Here is a 17,442-nt window from a genome sequence, read left to right on the forward strand (position 1 = left end):
CCGCCCCGGCCCAGGCCGGGGTTTTTCATTGCAAGGAGCAGCAAGTGCAGGATCCCTTTGCCGTATTCGATAACACCACCCCCATCGTACTGGACGGTGCCATGGCCTCCGAGCTGGAGCGCCGTGGTTGCGACCTGAACGACGCGCTGTGGTCGGCGCGAGTGCTGATCGAGCAGCCGCAGCTGATCCGCGATGTGCACTACGACTACTTCGTGGCCGGCGCCGACGTGGCCACTACTGCCAGCTACCAGGCCAGCTTTACCGGTTTTGCCCGGCGCGGCATCGACGAAGTGGAGGCCACGCGGCTGATGCAGCTGTCGGTGCAGCTGGCCTGCGAGGCGCGCGATGCCTTCTGGGCCGACGCGCACAACCGGGTTGGCCGCATGCGGCCGCTGGTGGCCGCCTCGGTAGGCCCCTACGGCGCCATGCTGGCCGATGGCTCGGAATACCGTGGTCACTATGGCCTTAGCGAACAGCAGCTGATGGATTTCCACCGCCCGCGCATTGCCGCCTTGCTGGCGGCCGGGCCGGATCTGCTGGCCTGCGAAACCATTCCCTGCCAGGTAGAGGCAGTGGCGCTGGCACGGCTGCTGCAAGAGGAGTTTCCACATGCTGCCGCGTGGATCAGCTTCTCCTGCCGCGACGATGCCAACCTGAGCGAAGGCACGCCGCTGGCCGCTGCCATCGCCGCGCTGGAGCCATTTGCGCAAGTGGTGGCGGTGGGGGTGAACTGCACCGCGCCGCGCCACATTGCCCCGCTGCTGCAGGCTGCGGCGCAAGCCAGTGGCAAGCGGCTGCTGACCTACCCGAATTCCGGCGAGGCCTATGACCCGGTGACCAAGACCTGGCACGGCAGCAGCGAGCCGCAGGCCTTTGCCGACGCAGCCAGGCAATGGCGCGCTGCCGGCGCCAGCTGCATCGGCGGTTGCTGCCGCACCACGCCGGAAGATATCCGTGCGCTGGCCGGCTGGCTGCGCGGGCAGTAAGCAGACGGCTGTAGTTACGCGCCTACGGTGCAATATTGCGCTGTAGGCGCGTTATTTTTGTCAAAGTGGCACTGAATTGCGTTTTTGTGGATTCTTGATCTGGATGCTGGTGGTAATTGGGGTGGAAAAGTAAAATGGCCGCTTCTTTTGTTGCATTGCAATATCCATCATGAGTACTCTTAGTCGCAGCAGCATGAACGCCACGCCTGACCACCTGACCCACAGCCTGCTGGAAGATGTGCTGGCCATCCTGATCGGCACTCTGCTGGTGGCATTCGGGGTGACAATGTTCAAGCAGGCCGGCCTGCTCACCGGTAGCACCGCCGGCATTGCCTTCCTGCTGCATTACCGCACCGGCTTGCCGTTTGGTGCCATTTTCTTTGTGATCAACCTGCCGTTCTACTGGCTGGCCTGGCGTCGCATGGGCTGGCGCTTCACGCTGAAAACCTTTATTGCAGTGAGCCTGTTGTCCGTATTCACCAGCATGCATGGCCAGTTCCTGCACCTGGGCGGGCTGAATCCGTTCTATACCGGCCTGGTGGGCGGGCTGATGATGGGCATGGGATTTATTGCGCTGTTCCGACACCAGGCCAGCCTGGGTGGCTTCAACATCCTGGCGCTGTACCTGCAGGACCGTTACGGCATCCGCGCCGGCAAGCTGCAGCTGGGGCTGGATCTGCTGATCCTGGCCACCTCGCTGCTGCTGGTGAGCTGGCCGGCGCTGCTGGGCTCGATTCTGGGGGCGGTGGCGATGAATATGGTGATCGGTTTCAACCACCGTCCGGACCGCTACATCGCCATGTAAGCTGGGAGCTTTGGTGAAGCAAGGGTTGGCCGCATGCGGCCAACCCTTTTGTTTTTGCGGGAGCCGACAGGTAGCCCGGATAAGCCGCAGGCGCATCCGGGTATGGGCAGGGGCTGGTTCCCCGGATGCGCTGCGCTTATCCGGGCTACCGGTTTTACGGCCNGCGCGGGGCCGGGTGGGGGTTACTGCTTCTGGTGGCCGTTCTCGTGGAAGGCCAGGTTGTAGCCGGCGCCGTCATCCACCGCCAGCGCGTCTTTCAGCCACGGCAGTACGGTTTCCAGTTCAGCCTTGAGCGTCCACGGCGGGTTGACCACGAACATGCCGCTGCCGTGCATGCCGAAGCCGTCCTGCGACGGCTTGCGCACATTGAGGCTGACATCCAGCCAGCTGTGGCAGGGCAGCTTTTTCAACTCGCGCAGCATGTCGCCCACGTCCTTGCGCTGCAGCAGCGGGTACCAGATGGCGTAGCAGCCGGTGGCGAAGCGCTTCAGGGCTTCCTTCATCGCCCGTACCACGTGCTGGTAGTCACCCTTGTCCTCGTACGGCGGGTCGATCAGCGTCAGCGCGCGGCGCGGCGGCGGCGGCAGGATGGACTTGATGCCCTCGAAGCCATTGGCCTTTTCCACTTTCACGCGGCGGCCGGCATCGGCAAAGCAGTGCGACAGCAGGTCGAAATCGCTGGGGTGTAGCTCGAACAGCCGCAGCTTGTCGCTGCCGGCCATTACCTCGGCAGCGAACCACGGCGAGCCGGGGTAGTGGCGCAGCTCGCCATCCTGGTTCATGCCGCGAACCACTTCCAGGTAGCGCTGTACCGCAGCAGGCGCATCCTCGCGCTGCCACAGCCGTGCCACGCCATCCACGTATTCGGCGGTCTTGGTGGCATAGCCTTCGGTAAGGCTGTAGGCACCGGCGCCGGCGTGGGTGTCGATGTACCAGAAAGCGCCTTTCTGGCCGAGATAATCAAGAATCTGCACCTCTACCAGGTGCTTGAGAACGTCGGCGTGGTTGCCGGCGTGAAAGGCGTGGCGATAACTGAGCATGGGCGTGGCCGTAAAAAACAGCCGGCTATTGTAGCTTAAGCCGGGGTCTCAGTCGCCCAGCCACGCCGCCGGCAGCGCCGCGCGCCAGCCAAGCTCATCGATCAGGCGGGCGAAATCGCCGCTGAGCGGTGCGGTAATGGTCAGCGCCAGCCCGCTGTGCGGGTGTGCCAGCGTCAGCTCGGCCGCATGCAGCAGCATGCGGCCAACGCCAAACTGCTGCTGGAAGAAGCGGTTGTGCACGCCCTTGCCGTGGGTGGCGTCGCCGATGATGGGGTGGGCGATGTGCTTGAGATGGCGGCGCAGCTGGTGGCGGCGGCCGGTTTCCGGCTGCAGTTCCACCAGCGCGTAGCGGCTGTGCGGGTAGCGATCCACCGCGAATGGCAGTTCGCAGCGTGCCAGCGTGCGGTAGCGGGTGAATGCTGGCTGCGCATTGAGCTGGGCATCGCCGTGCACGTATTCGCGCTCGTCCGGCTGGCGGGTGATGGCGTGGTCGATGGCGCCGCGGTCCTGCGGGTGGCCGCGCACCACCGCCAGGTAGGTCTTGCCGGGCTGGCGGCCGGCAAATTGCTCGTTCAGCCGCCGGGCGGTGGCGGCGTCCAGCGCGAACAGCAGCACGCCGCTGGTGCCGCGGTCCAGCCGGTGCACCGGAAATACCTGCTGGCCGATCTGGTCGCGCAGCAGTTGCACCGCAAAGCGGGTTTCGCGGCGGTCGATCTCGCTGCGGTGTACCAGCAGGCCGGAAGGCTTGTCGATGGCGATCAGGGTGTTGTCACGGTAGAGAACGGTGAGCATGCGGCGGCCCGGCGGCAAAAGCGCGCATTCTAGCAGCAGCGCCGTGGCGCCGCTGCGATACGGCTATCAGTCGTCCCACTCCGGCGCCAGCCCTGCCGGGTTCACCTGGCGGTCGTTGCGCTCCAGTGCATCGATGACGGCCATGTCGTCTGCACTCAGCTGCAGTCGGCTGGCTGCCAGGTTGCCCTGCAGATTGTCGCGGCGGGTGGAGGAGGGAATCACCGCATAGCCATGCTGCAGCGCCCAGGCCAGCGTTACCTGTGCGGCGCTGGCGCCACGGCGGGCGGCAATGGCCTGGATCACCGGCTCCTGCAGCAGGCGGCCGTAACCCAGGGTCATGTAGGAGGTGACGGCAATGCCCTGCTGCTGCAGGTAGCCCACCAGACGGCGGTTCTGCAGATAGGGGCTCAGCTCGATCTGGTTGGTGGCAATCTCGCCGGCGCCCACCACATCGATGGCGCGCTGCGTCAGGGCGATGTTGAAGTTGGAGATGCCGATCTGTCGCGTCAACCCTTGCGCCTTGGCTTCGGCCAGCGCCGCCATGTACTCCTCCAGCGGGGTGTCGCCGCCAGGCGCCGGCCAGTGGATCAGCGTCAGGTCCACCACGTCGGTGCGCAGCTTGTCCAGGCTGGCGCGCAGGCTGGGAATCAGCTTGTCGGCGGCGTAGTTGGCGGTCCAGATCTTGGTGGTGAGGAACAGCTCGCTGCGTGTCACGCCGGATTCGGCAATCGCCTGGCCCACTTCGGCCTCGTTGTCGTAGATCTGCGCGGTGTCCACGGCGCGGTAACCCAGTTGCAGTGCGGTGCGCACCGAATCGATGACGGTCTGGCCCTGCAGGCGGAAGGTGCCGACGCCAAATGCCGGAATGCTCATGATGTGTCCTTGTCAGTGTTGAAAAATCGGAAAGGTTGGCCGCAGGCCGTCTGTCGGCCGGCGGCAAGGTCAGTGCGTGCTCAATGAGCCGTTACCGGGCTGGCCGTACCGGCCAGTGGATCGTGCCCGGCGCGGCGGTCCAGCACGCCGGACCAGCTGGTGAGCAGCCAGGCTGCCAGTACTATCAGCGCGCCTATCCACGGGGTATGCATGATGCCGAGGCTGGCCACGATATGGCCGCCGGCCCAGGCGCCAAAGGCAATGCCCACATTGAAGGCGGCAATGTTGAGGCCGGAGGCCACGTCCACCGCCTGCGGCGCGGCGTGTTCCGCCTGTTGCACCACGTACAGTTGCAGGCCGGCCACGTTGCCGAACGCCACCGCGCCCCATAGCAGTACGGTGAGCACCACCAGCCACGGCGAGGCTGCGGTGAGCGTCAGCAACAGCAGCACTGCCGCCAGGCCGGCAAAGATGATCTGCAGCGCGCGCACCGGGCCCAGGCGGTCGGCCAGTTTGCCGCCCCAGACATTGCCTACCGCCACGCTCAGGCCGTAAGCCAGCATCACCAGCCCCACGGCGGAGGCGCGCAGACCACTGACCTGCTGCAGCATCGGCGCCAGGTAGGTAAAGGCGGTGAAGGAGCCGCCGTAGCCCAGCGCGGTCATGGCGTAAACCAGTAGCAGCCGCGGTTTGGCCAGTACCGCGAGCTGGCTGGCCAGCGAGGCCGGCGCCGGGCGCGGCAGGCTGCGCGGCACCAGCAGCAGGCTGCCGATGAAAGCCAGTACCCCCAGCAGCGATACCGCCAGGAAGGTGCTTTGCCAACCGAATGCCTGGCCGATCCAGGTGCCCAGCGGCACACCGCTGACCAGCGCCACGGTGAGGCCGGAGAACATCGTGGCGATGGCGCTGGCGGCTTTTTCTCGCGGTACCAGGCCGGTGGCGATGGTGGAGCCGATGGAGAAGAACACGCCGTGCGCCAGGCCGGTGAGCAGCCGCGCCAGCACCAGCGTCTGGTAACCCGGCGCCTGCCAGGCAATCAGGTTGCCGACGGTGAACAGCGCCATCAGGCTCAGCAGCAGCGCCTTGCGCGGCATGCGGTTGCTCAGCGCGGTAAGCAGCGGCGCGCCTACCGCCACGCCCAGCGCGTACAGGCTGACCAGCAGCCCGGCGGATGGCAGCGACACCTGCAGGTCGGCGGCAATGGTGGGGATCAGACCGACAATCACGAACTCCGTGGTGCCGATGGCGAAGGCGCTGAGGGTGAGCGCCCAGAGGGCAAGTGGCATCAATCGCTCCTGGAATCAACAGTTGAGGTGGCGATTATCTGTGCTTGCCATGCCGGGAAAAATGGCGGTAAATGGCAAATTCCTGTGACTGGAAATCAATAATGCTATCCAGCGATACCCTGGGCATCTTCGTGGTGGTCGCCGAGGCCGGTTCCTTCACCGCGGCGGCAGAGCGGCTGGGGCTGACGCCGTCCGGCATCAGCCGCAGCATCGGCAAACTGGAAAAGCAGCTGGGCGTGCGGCTGATCACCCGCACCACGCGGCGGCTGGACCTCACCGACGAAGGCAAGTGGCTGCTGGGCAATGCCCGTGACATCCTGGCGCGCATGGCGGAAACCACGCTGACGCTGCAATCGGCGGCCGAGCATCCGTCCGGCCTGTTGCGCGTCAATGCCGCCACGCCGGTGTTCAACCACCTGCTGGCACCGCTGCTGCCGGCGTTCCAGCAGCGCTACCCGCGCATTCGCCTGGAGCTGGTCAGTGGCGAAACCATCGTCGACCTGATCGAAGAACGTGCCGATGTGGCGATACGGGTGGGGCCGTTGCAGGATTCCACCCTCAGCGCGCGACTGTTGTGCGAAAGCCGGCTGCACCTGGTGGCCGCGCCGGCCTACCTGCAGCGCTGCGGCCAACCCGACACGGTGGCAGCGTTGGCCGCACATAGCTTGCTGGGCTTCACCCAGCCGGTGTCGCTGAATATCTGGCCGCTGCGCCATGACGGTGGCGACGGCTACCCGGTAAGCGCCGCCATTGCCACCTCCAACGGCGAAACGCTGCGCCATCTGGCGCTGAACGGCAGCGGCATCGCCTGCCTGTCGGATTTCCTGGTGCGCGACGACCTGGCCGCCGGCCGCCTGCTGCCGGTGCTGCAGCCGCACACGCTGGACTGGCGGCAGCCGATCTGGGCGGTGTACTACCGCCAGGGTTTTCTGGCGGCGCGGGTGTCGCATTTCGTGGCCTTCCTGGCCGAGGCATTGCAAGCGGCAGGCGAGGCTGGCTAAACCGGCAAAACAATGGCGTTTCCTCGCGAAGAGGAAACGCCATCGGACACAGCTGTTGCGGAAAGTGCGGCGGCGAAGCGTCCCGCCGCCGCCGTTGCTGCTGTTACCGCGTCAGTCCGTGCTTAGCGGTGCAGATCGAAGCGGTCCAGGTGCATCACCTTGTCCCACGCCGCCACGAAGTCACGCACGAACTTGGCCTGGCCATCCTGCTGGGCGTATACCTCGGCCAGAGCGCGCAGCTGCGAGTTGGAGCCAAACACCAGGTCCACGCGGCTGGCGGTCCATTTCAGCGCACCGCTGCGGCGGTCGCGGCCTTCGTAGCTGTCGGCGGAGACCGGCGCCCACACCGTGCCCATGTCCAGCAGGTTGACGAAGAAGTCGTTGCTCAGCTGGCCGGCGCGCTGGGTGAACACCCCTTGCGGGTTGCCGTCGGTATTGGCGCCCAGCACGCGCAGGCCACCCACCAGCACCGTCATTTCCGGCGCGCTCAGGGTCAGCAGCTGTGCCTTGTCCAGCAGCAGTTCTTCCGCCGGCACGCTGAAGGCGCGCTGCTGGTAGTTGCGGAAGCCATCGGCCTGCGGCTCCAGCACGGCGAAGGATTCCACATCGGTCTGCTCCTGGCTGGCATCGCTGCGGCCCGGGGTGAACGGCACGCTGATGGCATGGCCGGCGGCCTGGGCGGCGGCTTCCACCGCGGCGCCACCGGCCAGCACGATCAGGTCGGCCAGCGACAGATGCTTGCCGCCAGCGGCGCTGCGGTTGAACGCCTGCTGGATGCCTTCCAGCACCGCCAGCACGCGGGCCAGCTGCGCCGGCTGGTTGGCTGCCCAGTCTTTCTGCGGTGCCAGGCGAATGCGGGCGCCATTGGCGCCGCCGCGCTTGTCGGAACCGCGGAACGTGGATGCAGACGCCCAGGCGGTGGCCACCAGTTCCGCCACGCTCAGCCCGCTGGCCAGCACCTGGGCTTTCAGCGCGGCGATGTCGGCCGCATCGATCAGCGGGTGGTTCACCGCCGGCAGCGGGTCTTGCCACAGCAGCTCCTCGCCCGGCACTTCCGGGCCCAGGTAGCGCGCTTTCGGCCCCATATCGCGGTGGGTGAGCTTGAACCAGGCGCGGGCGAAGGCGTCGGCAAACGCAGCCTGGTCCTGGTGGAAGCGGCGGGCGATCTTTTCATAGGCCGGGTCGAAGCGCAGAGACAGGTCGGCGGTGGTCATCATCGGCGGGTGTTTCCTGGACGGGTCGTGTGCGTCCGCAATCATGTGCTCCGACTTCACGTTCTTGGCCACCCACTGCTGGGCGCCGGCCGGGCTGTGGGTGAGCTCCCATTCATAGCCGAACAGCATGTCGAAGTAGCCGTTGTCCCAGGTGGTGGGGTTGGGCTTCCACGCGCCTTCAATGCCGCTGGTGGTGGTATCGCCAGCTTTGCCGCTGCCGAACTGGTTGATCCAGCCCAGGCCCTGCGCCTCCAGCGGCGCGGCCTCCGGCTCCGGCCCCACCAGCGCCGGGTCGCCGGCGCCGTGCGCCTTGCCGAAGGTGTGGCCGCCGGCTACCAGCGCCACGGTTTCTTCATCGTTCATCGCCATGCGGGCGAAGGTTTCGCGCACGTCACGGCCGGAGGCCACCGGATCTGCCTTGCCGTCCGGGCCTTCCGGGTTCACGTAGATCAGGCCCATCTGCACCGCGGCCAAGGGGTTGGCCAGCTCGCGGTTACCGCTGTAGCGGCTGTCGGGCTGGTCGCTGGTGGCCAGCCATTGCTTTTCTGCGCCCCAGTAGATGTCTTCTTCCGGCTGCCAGATGTCGGCACGGCCGCCGCCGAAGCCGAAGGTCTTGAAGCCCATGGATTCCAGCGCCACGTTGCCGGCCAGGATCATCAGGTCGGCCCAGGAGATGGCATTGCCGTATTTCTGCTTGATCGGCCACAGCAGGCGGCGCGCCTTGTCGAGGTTGCCGTTGTCCGGCCAGCTGTTCAGCGGTGCGAAGCGCTGGTTGCCGGTGCCGCCGCCGCCACGGCCGTCCGCGGTGCGGTAGGTGCCGGCGCTGTGCCAGGCCATGCGGATGAACAGGCCGCCGTAGTGGCCCCAGTCGGCAGGCCACCAGTCCTGCGAGGTGGTCATCAGCGCCTTGAGGTCGGCTTTCAGCGCGGCGTAGTCCAGCTGCTGGAAGGCGGTGGCGTAGTCGAAGCCTTCATCCATCGGGTTGGAAGCGGGGGCATGCTGGTGCAGGATGTTCAGGTTCAGCTGGTTTGGCCACCAGTCACGATTGCTGCGCACGCCGGCATGGGTTTTGGCGCCGTGGGCGAAAGGGCATTTTTGTTCGGTGCTCATGCTTGTCTCCAATTGCTGGTCTGGGGCGGGTTGTGGGGGGGCGGCTCGAAAAACCCGGCTTTCTAAGCGAGACATTTTTCGTGAGCAACGCAGTATCGCGACGCAAGCGGGAGTTTTTCGAGCTGCCCGATAGTCCACAGCGTAGACACAAGCGCACCTTATTACCATTGAGTAAGTTTTATCGGTTGAATCGAAAATGGCTATTGATGATATTTCATCAATAGCCATTTTTGCGGTGTGCCCAGACCGCTGGGCCAGTGGCGGCAATCAGATCGCGTCGACGTTGTTCTGCACTTCGCTCTCTTTCAATACCTCCTGCGCCCACACCACGGCTTCCATGTAGACGGCGGTGACCTGCTCCAGGCTTACCCGCTGCGCGGCGCACAGCTGGGCAATGGCGGCCTCGTCGTCACGCTCGCAGGCCTGCGCCAGCTGCAGCGGCTGGGCGAACAGTCCTTTGCCCTGCAGCAGGGCGTCGGCAATCATCATCGGCAAGTCCAGCGGTGCCAGTGCCTCGGCCAGCGAGGTATTCAGCAGCGAGCCCAGCATGGAGAACATGCCGGTGAGAAACAGGTGCTCGGCTTCCAGCCGGTTGCCGTGCAGCAGACCCAGCTCTTCCATGAAACGGCCGCGAATCAGCGATTTTTCCATCAGCGTCAGCGTGGCGCCGCTGCTGCCTTCCGAGGTGAACAGCATCAGCGACAGCCATTTGAACAGGTTGTCGCGCCCCAGCAGCATGATGCCTTCCTCGATGGTCTGCACCTTGCGGCTCAGGCCGTTGATCGGCGAGTTCACGTAGCGCATCAGCTTGAACAGCAGCAGCGAATCCAGCTTGAACTGCTGCTCGATGGCGGCGGTGGGGGCCTCGGCGCGCAGCAGACGCATCACTTCCAGGATGCGGCCCTGGTTGGGCGCTTCCTTCTTGCTGCTGCGCGGCTGTGCCACGCTCAGGTAGGAACCGTGGAACAGCGCGAAATGCTGGCTGCCCGGCATGTGCTGGCACAGGTCCAGCTCTTCCGCCGAGTTGATGTTGCGGGCCAGCCAGCGCACGCGCTGCAGCTTCTGCGGCAACTGCTCCAGCAGCGGAAACAGCGCGCGGGTGTTGGGGGCGGCAAAATCCAGCAGCAGGTAATCCATGCGCTGGTACAGCGCCATGGCGGCGGCATCGCTGCCGAACTGTGCCGGCTCGGCGGCAAAGCGCCAGCCAGCCTGGCGCAGGGTATCCAGCCGCGTCAGCAGCGCCTCGTTCACCACATCGCCCTGCTGTGCTTCCAGCACGAAGATACAGCTGGCCACCGGCAGCTGCTGGCTGTCCAGCATGTCCAGCGATACCAGCGACAGGTGGATGAAGGCGCGGCGGTAGGCCAGCAGGCGGAACACGTTCATATTGCGCAGCGTGTTCAGCAGCAGCTGGTCGAAGGTGCGCTGGTGTGCCGGGCTGCTGGCGCGCCCCAGGCTGCCCTTGACCACGAATTCATACGCCACCACGCGCTGCTCCTTGTCCTGCAGCGGCTGGTGGGCGACAAAGCCCAGCGATTGCACCTGGTCCAGCGGCGCGGCGTGTTGCGCTGCCGTTGTACTTGCCGGGCCAGGCGTTGCCTGTGGCGTGGCTGGCGGCTGTGGGGCAGGGGTGTTGTCGGTCGGCTTGTCCTTGCCGAGCAGGCCGCCAAACAGTTTTTTCAGCATCAGGGGACTTTCAGTGAAGCAGGAATGCAGCCAGCTGCGGCAGGCAGCGGTACGGCCATAAAATAGGACTTTAGCAATTGCCCAAGTCATTTTGCAGAAAACTTGCCAATTGTCACCCTGCGGCGGCAGCCGGCACAACGCCACAGCGCCCTGCGGCCAACCCGGCAAGGGGCGGCGGCAGGGCGCTGCGGGGGATGGCTGGAAGGCGTTACTTCACCTGCACGCGGGCCAGGTCGATGCGGCCGAACGGGCTGACCTGGAAACCGCTGACATTGGCGCTGGTGAGCGCCGATGCCACCGGGTGGGCCAGCGGCAGCCACAGTGCCTGCTCTTTGATGATCTGCTGCGCACGCGCGTAGTTGGCCGCGCGCTGCTGTGGCTTGGCGATGCGGCGGGCATCGGTGATCAGCTTGTCCAGCGTCGGGTCGCAGTAGCGGGCAAAGTTGGTGCCGGACTGTACTGCGGCGCAGCTGAACTGCGGGCTGAGGAAGTTGTCGGCATCACCGTTGTCGCCAGCCCAGCCCATGAACAGCAGATCGTGCTCGCCGGCCTTGGCGCGCTTGATCAGTTCACCCCATTCCAGCACCTTGATCTCGGCCTTGATGCCGACCTTGGCAAGATCCGCCTGCAGTAGCTCGGCACCGGCTTTCGGGTTCGGGTTCAGCGTGCTGCCGGTGGGGCGTACCCAGATGGTGGTGTCGAAGCCCTTGCCGTAGCCGGCATCGGCCAGCAGCTTGCGGGCGCGGGCCAGGTCTTGCGGGTAGTCCTTGATGGCCTTGCTGTAACCGAAGGTAGAGGGCGGGAACGGGTTTACCGCTGCGGTGGCGCTGCCGGCAAACACCACCTTGAGATAGCTGGTCTTGTCGAATGCCAGGTTCACCGCCTGGCGTACGCGCTTGTCGTCAAACGGTTTGTGCTGGCTGTTCAGCGCCAGGAAGGCGGTGGAGAACATCGGCGTGCTCAACACTTTCACCCGCGCATCGCCAGCCACCTCGGCCACATCCTGCGGCTTGGGGCCAAGTGCGATCTGGCATTCGCCGGCCTTGATTTTCTGCAGCCGCACCGCGCTGTCCGGGGTGATGGCCAGGCTCAGGCGCTCGGCTGCCGGCTTGCCGCCGAAGTAGGCAGGGTTGGCCGCATAGCGCACCACGCTGTCCTTGACGAAGCTCTGCAGCACGAAGGGGCCGCTGCCTACCGGCTGGCTGTTCAGTTGCTCGAAGTTACCGCCTTTGGCCAGCTGCTCGGCGTATTCGGCGGAGTAGATGCTGGCAAAGCCCATGCTCAGCAGCGGCACCAGGGTGGCATCCGGCTGATTCAGCTCGAAGCGCACGGTGCGCGCATCCACCTTCACCACAGCCTTGATCAGCTTGTCCAGCTGGAAGGATTTGGCGTGCGGGTAGCCGGTGGGGGCGCTCTTGTACCACGGGTGATCGGGATTGAGCATGCGCTGGAAGCTGAACACCACGTCGTCGGCATTCAGCGGGCGACTGGGCTTGAACCATGCTGTTTTATGAAAGCCGACATTGGGGCGCAGGGTGAAGGTCACCGACAGGCCGTCGTCGGCCACTTTCCAGCTGCTGGCCAGGCTGGGTACTACCTTGCCGGCGCGGGCATCGTAGTCCACCAGGCGATTGAAGATCAGGTCGGCGCTGGCATTGGTGGTGGTCAGCGAGTTGTAGCGCACCACGTCGAAGCCTTCCGGGCTGGCTTCGGTACACACGGTCAGCGGTTTGGCATAGGCGCTGCCGCAGGCAAGCAGGGCGGCGGCAAGCAGGGTGAGGCGGGTTCGCATCGGGTTTCTCCACAAGTGCAGCACGGCGCTTGCGGCGCCGTGGGGGATGACAGGTCAGACTATGGCACAAGCATAGCGCGATTGCCCGCCCGGCTGCCAAGCAGAAAATCCGCTAAGCATATGCCGTACTTGCCGAAGTGGCTGTCAGGTGCGCTTGTGGTACAGGTGCACGCCACCGTAGATGGCGGCGCGGTCCCGCGCGTGCAGGCTGCGATTGTGCTCGGCATCGGTGTGCCAGCACGCCATCAGCTGTGGTGCCAGCCGGCCTTCCAGTGGCGAGCGGCTGCCGCCGGTGCGGAACAGCACCCGCGCGCCGGGGGCGGCCGTGCGGGTGATCTGCCGCCACAGCGCGTTGAGTTGCTGATCGTCCATCCAGTCCTGTGCATCTTGCAGCAGGTAGCCATCCAGCGACTGCGGCGCGCAGCCGTCGAGGAAGTCGGTCATGTTGCCGTGGTGGCCGAGCAGCCGTGGCAGGTTGAGGCGGATGCTCTCGTAGTAGCGGGATTGCAGGTACATCGGCAGCGCCTGCTGCTGCGTCAGGTCATGGCGGCGGGCAAATGCCTGCTGGGCAAAAGGGTTGGCCGCCAGCGGAAAATCGCAGGCCAGCCGCCGCAGGCGCTCGGCAAACAGGGTGGCAAGATCGCCGCCGGCGTCCGCATGCAGCGCGGCAAACTGCGCCGGCGGAATGCCCATGCTGTACAGCAGGCTCTCGCGCCGGGCCAGGAAGCGCAGCAGCGGGTGGCGGAACACCGGCGCCAGGTGCTGCTCGAACAGCGCGCGCTGTTCATCCAGGTTGCCGGCATCCGCCAGCCTGCCCGCGTTGCCGCCCAGCAGCCGCGCCAGCAAGTGGCCTGCGCCGATGCAGCGCCCCAGCAGGCCGTGGCGGTAGGCGTGGCTGGCAAACAGCTGGTAGCGCTCACGCCCGAGCCAGTCCTTGCCTTCCCAGTACTGGCGTGCGGCTACTGGCAGTTGCGGTGCCACGTAGCGGCGAAAGCGCTGTGGATTGTGCTTGCGGTCGGCGCTGCCCAGAAAATCCAGCAATGTCTGGTAGTCCGGCAGGGTGGCGAAGGCGGTTTTCTTCAGCGCCAGCATGGCCAGGTGGCTGTGGTTCAGGTCCACCGCGTGCACCACCGCCGGCTGCTGGCTGAGGTAGGCCAGCGCATTGCAGCCGCCGGAGGCGATGGTAACCAGCCGCGCGCCAGGCTTGAGTGCCAGCGCCTCGATATCCACCTGCGGGTCTTCCCAGATCTGGGCATATACCAGCCGGCTGAAGCAGCGGGTGAACAGCCGGTCTGCCACGGCCCTGCGGCTGCTGCTGGCGCTGTGGCGAACGGCCTGATGTATCAGGGTATGCGTGCTCATGGCTGTCTCCGCTATGCATATGCCTGCCATGCTGCCCGGCTTGCATGGCAGGCATATGACAGCGCAGGGCACTGCGGCTGGCCAGGGGGCGGCTGCAATTTGCGCGGTATCCATGGCTAGCGGCGCCAGCGGTGGAGGGGCCAACCATGCCGCTGTTACTGTGCCGCAATCCTGCGGGGCGCTGTGCCGCGTGCGGATGCCGGCCGGATCGTGGCGGCATGGTCGCTGCCAGCAGGCTTGCCATGGATGACAAAACGCCCTTCCGCGAGGCGAAAGGGCGTTGTCAGCACGTAAAAAAACCGACGCGTTGGCGTCGGTTTTTTCGGGCAAATCCGGATTCAGCTTACAGCGGCTGAATGGACGAAGCTGCCGGGCCTTTTTGACCCATGCCGCGGGTGAAGCTCACCTTCTGGCCTTCGTGCAGCGACTTGAAGCCATCTGCCTTGATTTCGGAGAAATGCGCAAACAGGTCGTCGCCGCCGTTGTCCGGGGTGATAAAGCCAAAACCTTTTGCATCATTGAAAAATTTAACGGTACCGGTTTCCATGGTGTACTCCTTGTGTCGGTGAGGGCAAAACTGCCAGATGCAGCACGGTAATCAAGGAATAGATAAGGAAACAAAGAAGACCAGCTGGGTGGGCAACGAGGTATCGATAGATATGGCGCTTGAACGTCCTGCAGGACGCGTTATACGTGGCATTGATTGATGCGTCAATAAAATATTGATTTTATTTTGGAATTATCGTGCCGCCGCGCCTGCTACCAGCGTGGCTGCGCGAACCATACCACCAGGAAATCCAGCAAGGTGCGTACTGCCGGCGACAGGTGGCGGCGTGACGGGTACAGCGCGTAGATGGTCATCGCCGGTGGCTGCCACGCCGGCAGCACCTGTTGCAGCCGGCCATCCTGCAGCAGCGCGCTGGCGAGATAGGTGGGCTGCAGGCTGATGCCGCCGCCCGCCAGCGCCGCGTGCAGCAGCACGGTGGCGTCGTTGGCGGTGAAGCGGGTGGTGACATGCACCGTTTCCTGCATGTCACCACGCTGCAGGCGCCAGCTGCTGCGGCCAACGTTGCTGTGGCCAAGGCAGCGGTGGCCGGCCAGTTCGGCGGGTGTCTGCGGCGTGCCGGCGCTGGCCAGGTAGCCGGGGCTGGCCACCAGTACCGAATCGCATACCGCCAGCGGGCGCGCAATCAGCGCCGGGTCCGGCTCGCTGCTGATGCGTATTGCCAGGTCGATGCGCGCCTCCACCAGGTTCAGCGCGGCATCGCCCACGTTCAGGTCGATCTTCAATTGCGGGTGCCCGGCCAGGAAGGCAGCCAGGCCAGCCGCCAGGTGGGCATGGCCAAACGACATGCTGCTGGTGAGCCGCAACTGGCCACGCAGCTTGCCATCGGCCGGAGCCACCTCGTCTTCCACCTCCGCCACCAGCGCCAGCATCTGCAGGCAGCGGCGCAGCGCCTGCTCGCCGGCATCGGTCAGCGTGACGCGGCGGGTGGTGCGCTGCAGCAGCCGCGCGCCCAGCCATTGCTCCATTTCGGCCACATAGCGCGTCACCATGGCGCGCGACATCTCCAGGCGCTCGGCGCTGGCAGTGAAGCTGCCGCTGGCGGCCACATCGGCGAATACCCGCATGGCGGTGACGCGGTCCATGTTATCTGCTCGATTTGTGCAACAAATATGTGCAGTTTATCCGGTTTATCTGGGCGAATCAGGAAATTATAGTGACGTCCATCAACCACGCGGCAGCCGCCGCCATGAAAGGACGCCACATGCTTCGCCATACCATCATCGCCGCCTCCATCGCTGTTGCCACTACCGCCGCCCATGCCGCCCAGCCCTTGCAGCTCAAGGTCTACAATGCCGGCGAGGGCAGCTTTCACGCCAATGCCGTGGTGGTAAGCGGCGAGCACGAAGCCATGGTGATAGACAGCGGCTTCACCCGTGCCGATGGCTACCGCGTTGCGGCCAACGTGCTGGACAGCGGCAAGACGCTGAAGACCATCCTGATCAGCAATGCCGACCCGGATTACTACTTTGGCGCCGAGGTGCTCAAGCAGCTGTTCCCGCAGGCAGAAGTGGTGGCCACCCCGGCGGTAGCAGAGAAAATCCGCGCCAAGCTGGCCGGCAAGCTGGCATTCTGGGGGCCGAAGATGGGTGCCAATGCGCCGCAGCAGCCCATCGTGCCCACCGGCCTGGCTGGCAACAGCCTGAGCGTGGATGGTGAAAAGATCGAGCTGCGCGGCAGCAGCGGCGTGCTGGCGCATCGCCCGTATGTGTGGATTCCGTCGCTGCGCGCCATTGCCGGCAACGTGGCGCTGTTCAGCGGCCTGCACGTGTGGACCGCCGACACCCAGCAGCCGGCCGAACGCCAGGCTTGGCTCGCGCAGCTGGACGAGATGGCCGCGCTCAAGCCCGCCATCGTGGTGCCTGGCCACATGGCAGCCGGCAGCGCGCTGGATGCCTCGGCCATCAGCTATACCCGCAACTACCTGCAGCGCTTTGACAGCGAGGCGGGCAAGGCCGGCAATGCCGCCGAACTGATTGCCGCCATGCAGCGAGCCTACCCGCAGGCCGGCATGGGGCTGGCGCTGGATATCGGCGCCAAGGTGAATAAAGGGGAAATGAAATGGTAACGGCCAAACTCCACTACTACTACGACCCGCTGTGCGGCTGGTGTTACGGCGCGGCGCCGCTGCTGGCCGCCGCCAGCCAGGTACCGGGCCTGCAACTGGAGCTGCACGCCGGGGCGATGATGAGTGGGCAGGGCCGCCAGCCGGTAAGCCCACAGCTGCGCCAGTACGTAATGATGCACGATCAGCGCATCCAGCAGCTTACCGGCCAGCCGTTTGGCGATGCCTACTTCAACGGCCTGCTGCTGGATACTGATGCGTTGTTCGACAGCACGCCGCCGACGCTGGCGATACTGGCCGCCCAGGCGCTGGGCGTGGACGGGCTGGCCATGCTGCATCGCCTGCAGCGGGCGCACTATGTGGACGGGCAACGCATTGCTGAGCCAGCGGTGCTGCAGCAGCTGGCAGGCGAATTGGGGCTGGATGGTGCTGCCTTCACCGCCGAATACCAGCGCCAGCAGGGCGAATTCGCCGCCCACGTTGGCCGCAGCCACCGCGACATGGCCGCGCACGGCCTGCGCGGCTTTCCCTCGCTGCTGCTGGAGCTGGATGGCCGCCTGCAACGGCTGGAATTGTCACCCTATCTGGGCAAGCCGCAGGCGTTTGCCGACTACCTGCAAGGCTTGCTGGCTGGTGCTGCCAGCCATGGCGGTGCCGAGGCGGCGTTCTGCACGCCGGATGGCTGCCAGTAAGCTCGTAACCCGGATAAGCGCAGCGCATCCGGGAAATGGTTATGCGCTTATCCCCGGATGCGCCTACGGCTTATCCGGGCTTGTATGTTCTGTCTGCGCACTTATGAAGTAGCGGATAAGGGCGCCGAGGTGGAGGGACGATCCGGGCTATCTGCCGTGTCAGCGGACAGACT

Annotated in this window: 15 protein-coding genes; 5 read left to right on the top strand and 10 right to left on the bottom strand. The window is 65.4% G+C overall.

Annotated features, from left to right (window positions below):
• Positions 1-44: 44 nt before the first annotated feature.
• Positions 45-986, top strand: coding sequence for a homocysteine S-methyltransferase (gene mmuM / locus ACFOKJ_RS06950; RefSeq protein WP_390277828.1), 942 nt, complete (start codon positions 45-47; stop codon positions 984-986).
• A gap of 169 nt (positions 987-1,155) precedes the next feature.
• A complete protein-coding gene (locus ACFOKJ_RS06955) occupies positions 1,156-1,791 on the top strand; it encodes a YitT family protein (RefSeq protein WP_390277831.1) in 636 nt (211 codons plus the stop codon).
• A gap of 182 nt (positions 1,792-1,973) precedes the next feature.
• Here ACFOKJ_RS06955 and ACFOKJ_RS06960 read toward each other — a convergent pair whose 3' ends face one another.
• From ACFOKJ_RS06960 to ACFOKJ_RS06975, 4 genes are all read right to left on the bottom strand, one after another.
• A complete protein-coding gene (locus ACFOKJ_RS06960; protein ID WP_390277833.1) occupies positions 1,974-2,831 on the bottom strand; it encodes a 23S rRNA (adenine(2030)-N(6))-methyltransferase RlmJ in 858 nt (285 codons plus the stop codon).
• 48 nt (positions 2,832-2,879) lie between these two features.
• On the bottom strand, positions 2,880-3,623 hold the full coding sequence (locus ACFOKJ_RS06965; RefSeq protein ID WP_390277835.1) for a pseudouridine synthase: 744 nt from the start codon (positions 3,621-3,623) through the stop codon (positions 2,880-2,882).
• 66 nt (positions 3,624-3,689) lie between these two features.
• Positions 3,690-4,496, bottom strand: a complete 807-nt coding sequence (gene dkgB, locus ACFOKJ_RS06970; RefSeq protein WP_390277837.1) for a 2,5-didehydrogluconate reductase DkgB — start codon at positions 4,494-4,496, stop codon at positions 3,690-3,692.
• Positions 4,497-4,576: 80 nt separating this feature from the next.
• Positions 4,577-5,782 (bottom strand): MFS transporter, encoded by a 1,206-nt coding sequence (locus ACFOKJ_RS06975; protein WP_390277839.1) that lies wholly within the window; start codon positions 5,780-5,782, stop codon positions 4,577-4,579.
• A 101-nt stretch (positions 5,783-5,883) separates the two neighbouring features.
• Here ACFOKJ_RS06975 and ACFOKJ_RS06980 point away from each other — a divergent pair, with 101 nt between their 5' ends.
• Positions 5,884-6,783 (top strand): LysR substrate-binding domain-containing protein, encoded by a 900-nt coding sequence (locus ACFOKJ_RS06980; protein ID WP_390277841.1) that lies wholly within the window; start codon positions 5,884-5,886, stop codon positions 6,781-6,783.
• Positions 6,784-6,905: 122 nt separating this feature from the next.
• Here ACFOKJ_RS06980 and katG read toward each other — a convergent pair whose 3' ends face one another.
• The 6 genes from katG to ACFOKJ_RS07010 all read right to left on the bottom strand — a co-directional run bounded on the left by katG (position 6,906) and on the right by ACFOKJ_RS07010 (position 15,597).
• A complete protein-coding gene (gene katG / locus ACFOKJ_RS06985) occupies positions 6,906-9,107 on the bottom strand; it encodes a catalase/peroxidase HPI (protein ID WP_390277843.1) in 2,202 nt (733 codons plus the stop codon).
• Positions 9,108-9,374: 267 nt separating this feature from the next.
• The gene (locus tag ACFOKJ_RS06990) at positions 9,375-10,793 is read right to left on the bottom strand and encodes an EAL and HDOD domain-containing protein (protein WP_390277845.1); all 1,419 of its coding nucleotides are present in this window, start codon (positions 10,791-10,793) and stop codon (positions 9,375-9,377) included.
• A gap of 208 nt (positions 10,794-11,001) precedes the next feature.
• On the bottom strand, positions 11,002-12,585 hold the full coding sequence (locus tag ACFOKJ_RS06995; protein WP_390277847.1) for an ABC transporter substrate-binding protein: 1,584 nt from the start codon (positions 12,583-12,585) through the stop codon (positions 11,002-11,004).
• A 144-nt stretch (positions 12,586-12,729) separates the two neighbouring features.
• Positions 12,730-13,947 (bottom strand): DUF3419 family protein, encoded by a 1,218-nt coding sequence (locus ACFOKJ_RS07000; protein ID WP_390277849.1) that lies wholly within the window; start codon positions 13,945-13,947, stop codon positions 12,730-12,732.
• A gap of 343 nt (positions 13,948-14,290) precedes the next feature.
• Entirely contained in the window at positions 14,291-14,494 is a 204-nt protein-coding gene (locus ACFOKJ_RS07005; protein WP_390277851.1) for a cold-shock protein, read from the bottom strand.
• A gap of 212 nt (positions 14,495-14,706) precedes the next feature.
• Positions 14,707-15,597: a LysR family transcriptional regulator gene (locus tag ACFOKJ_RS07010; protein ID WP_390277853.1), complete on the bottom strand. Its 891-nt coding sequence runs from the start codon at positions 15,595-15,597 to the stop codon at positions 14,707-14,709.
• Positions 15,598-15,716: 119 nt separating this feature from the next.
• Here ACFOKJ_RS07010 and ACFOKJ_RS07015 point away from each other — a divergent pair, with 119 nt between their 5' ends.
• Positions 15,717-16,580 carry an MBL fold metallo-hydrolase gene (locus ACFOKJ_RS07015; protein ID WP_390277855.1) on the top strand — a complete coding sequence of 288 codons (864 nt, stop codon included), beginning with the start codon at positions 15,717-15,719 and terminating at the stop codon, positions 16,578-16,580.
• Positions 16,574-17,269 carry a DsbA family protein gene (locus ACFOKJ_RS07020; protein ID WP_390277857.1) on the top strand — a complete coding sequence of 232 codons (696 nt, stop codon included), beginning with the start codon at positions 16,574-16,576 and terminating at the stop codon, positions 17,267-17,269. The genes ACFOKJ_RS07015 and ACFOKJ_RS07020 overlap by 7 nt, the downstream gene beginning before the upstream one ends.
• Positions 17,270-17,442 lie beyond the last annotated feature (173 nt).

Origin of the sequence: Vogesella amnigena, from assembly GCF_042648905.1 — a bacterium.
Taxonomy (GTDB): domain Bacteria; phylum Pseudomonadota; class Gammaproteobacteria; order Burkholderiales; family Chromobacteriaceae; genus Vogesella; species Vogesella amnigena.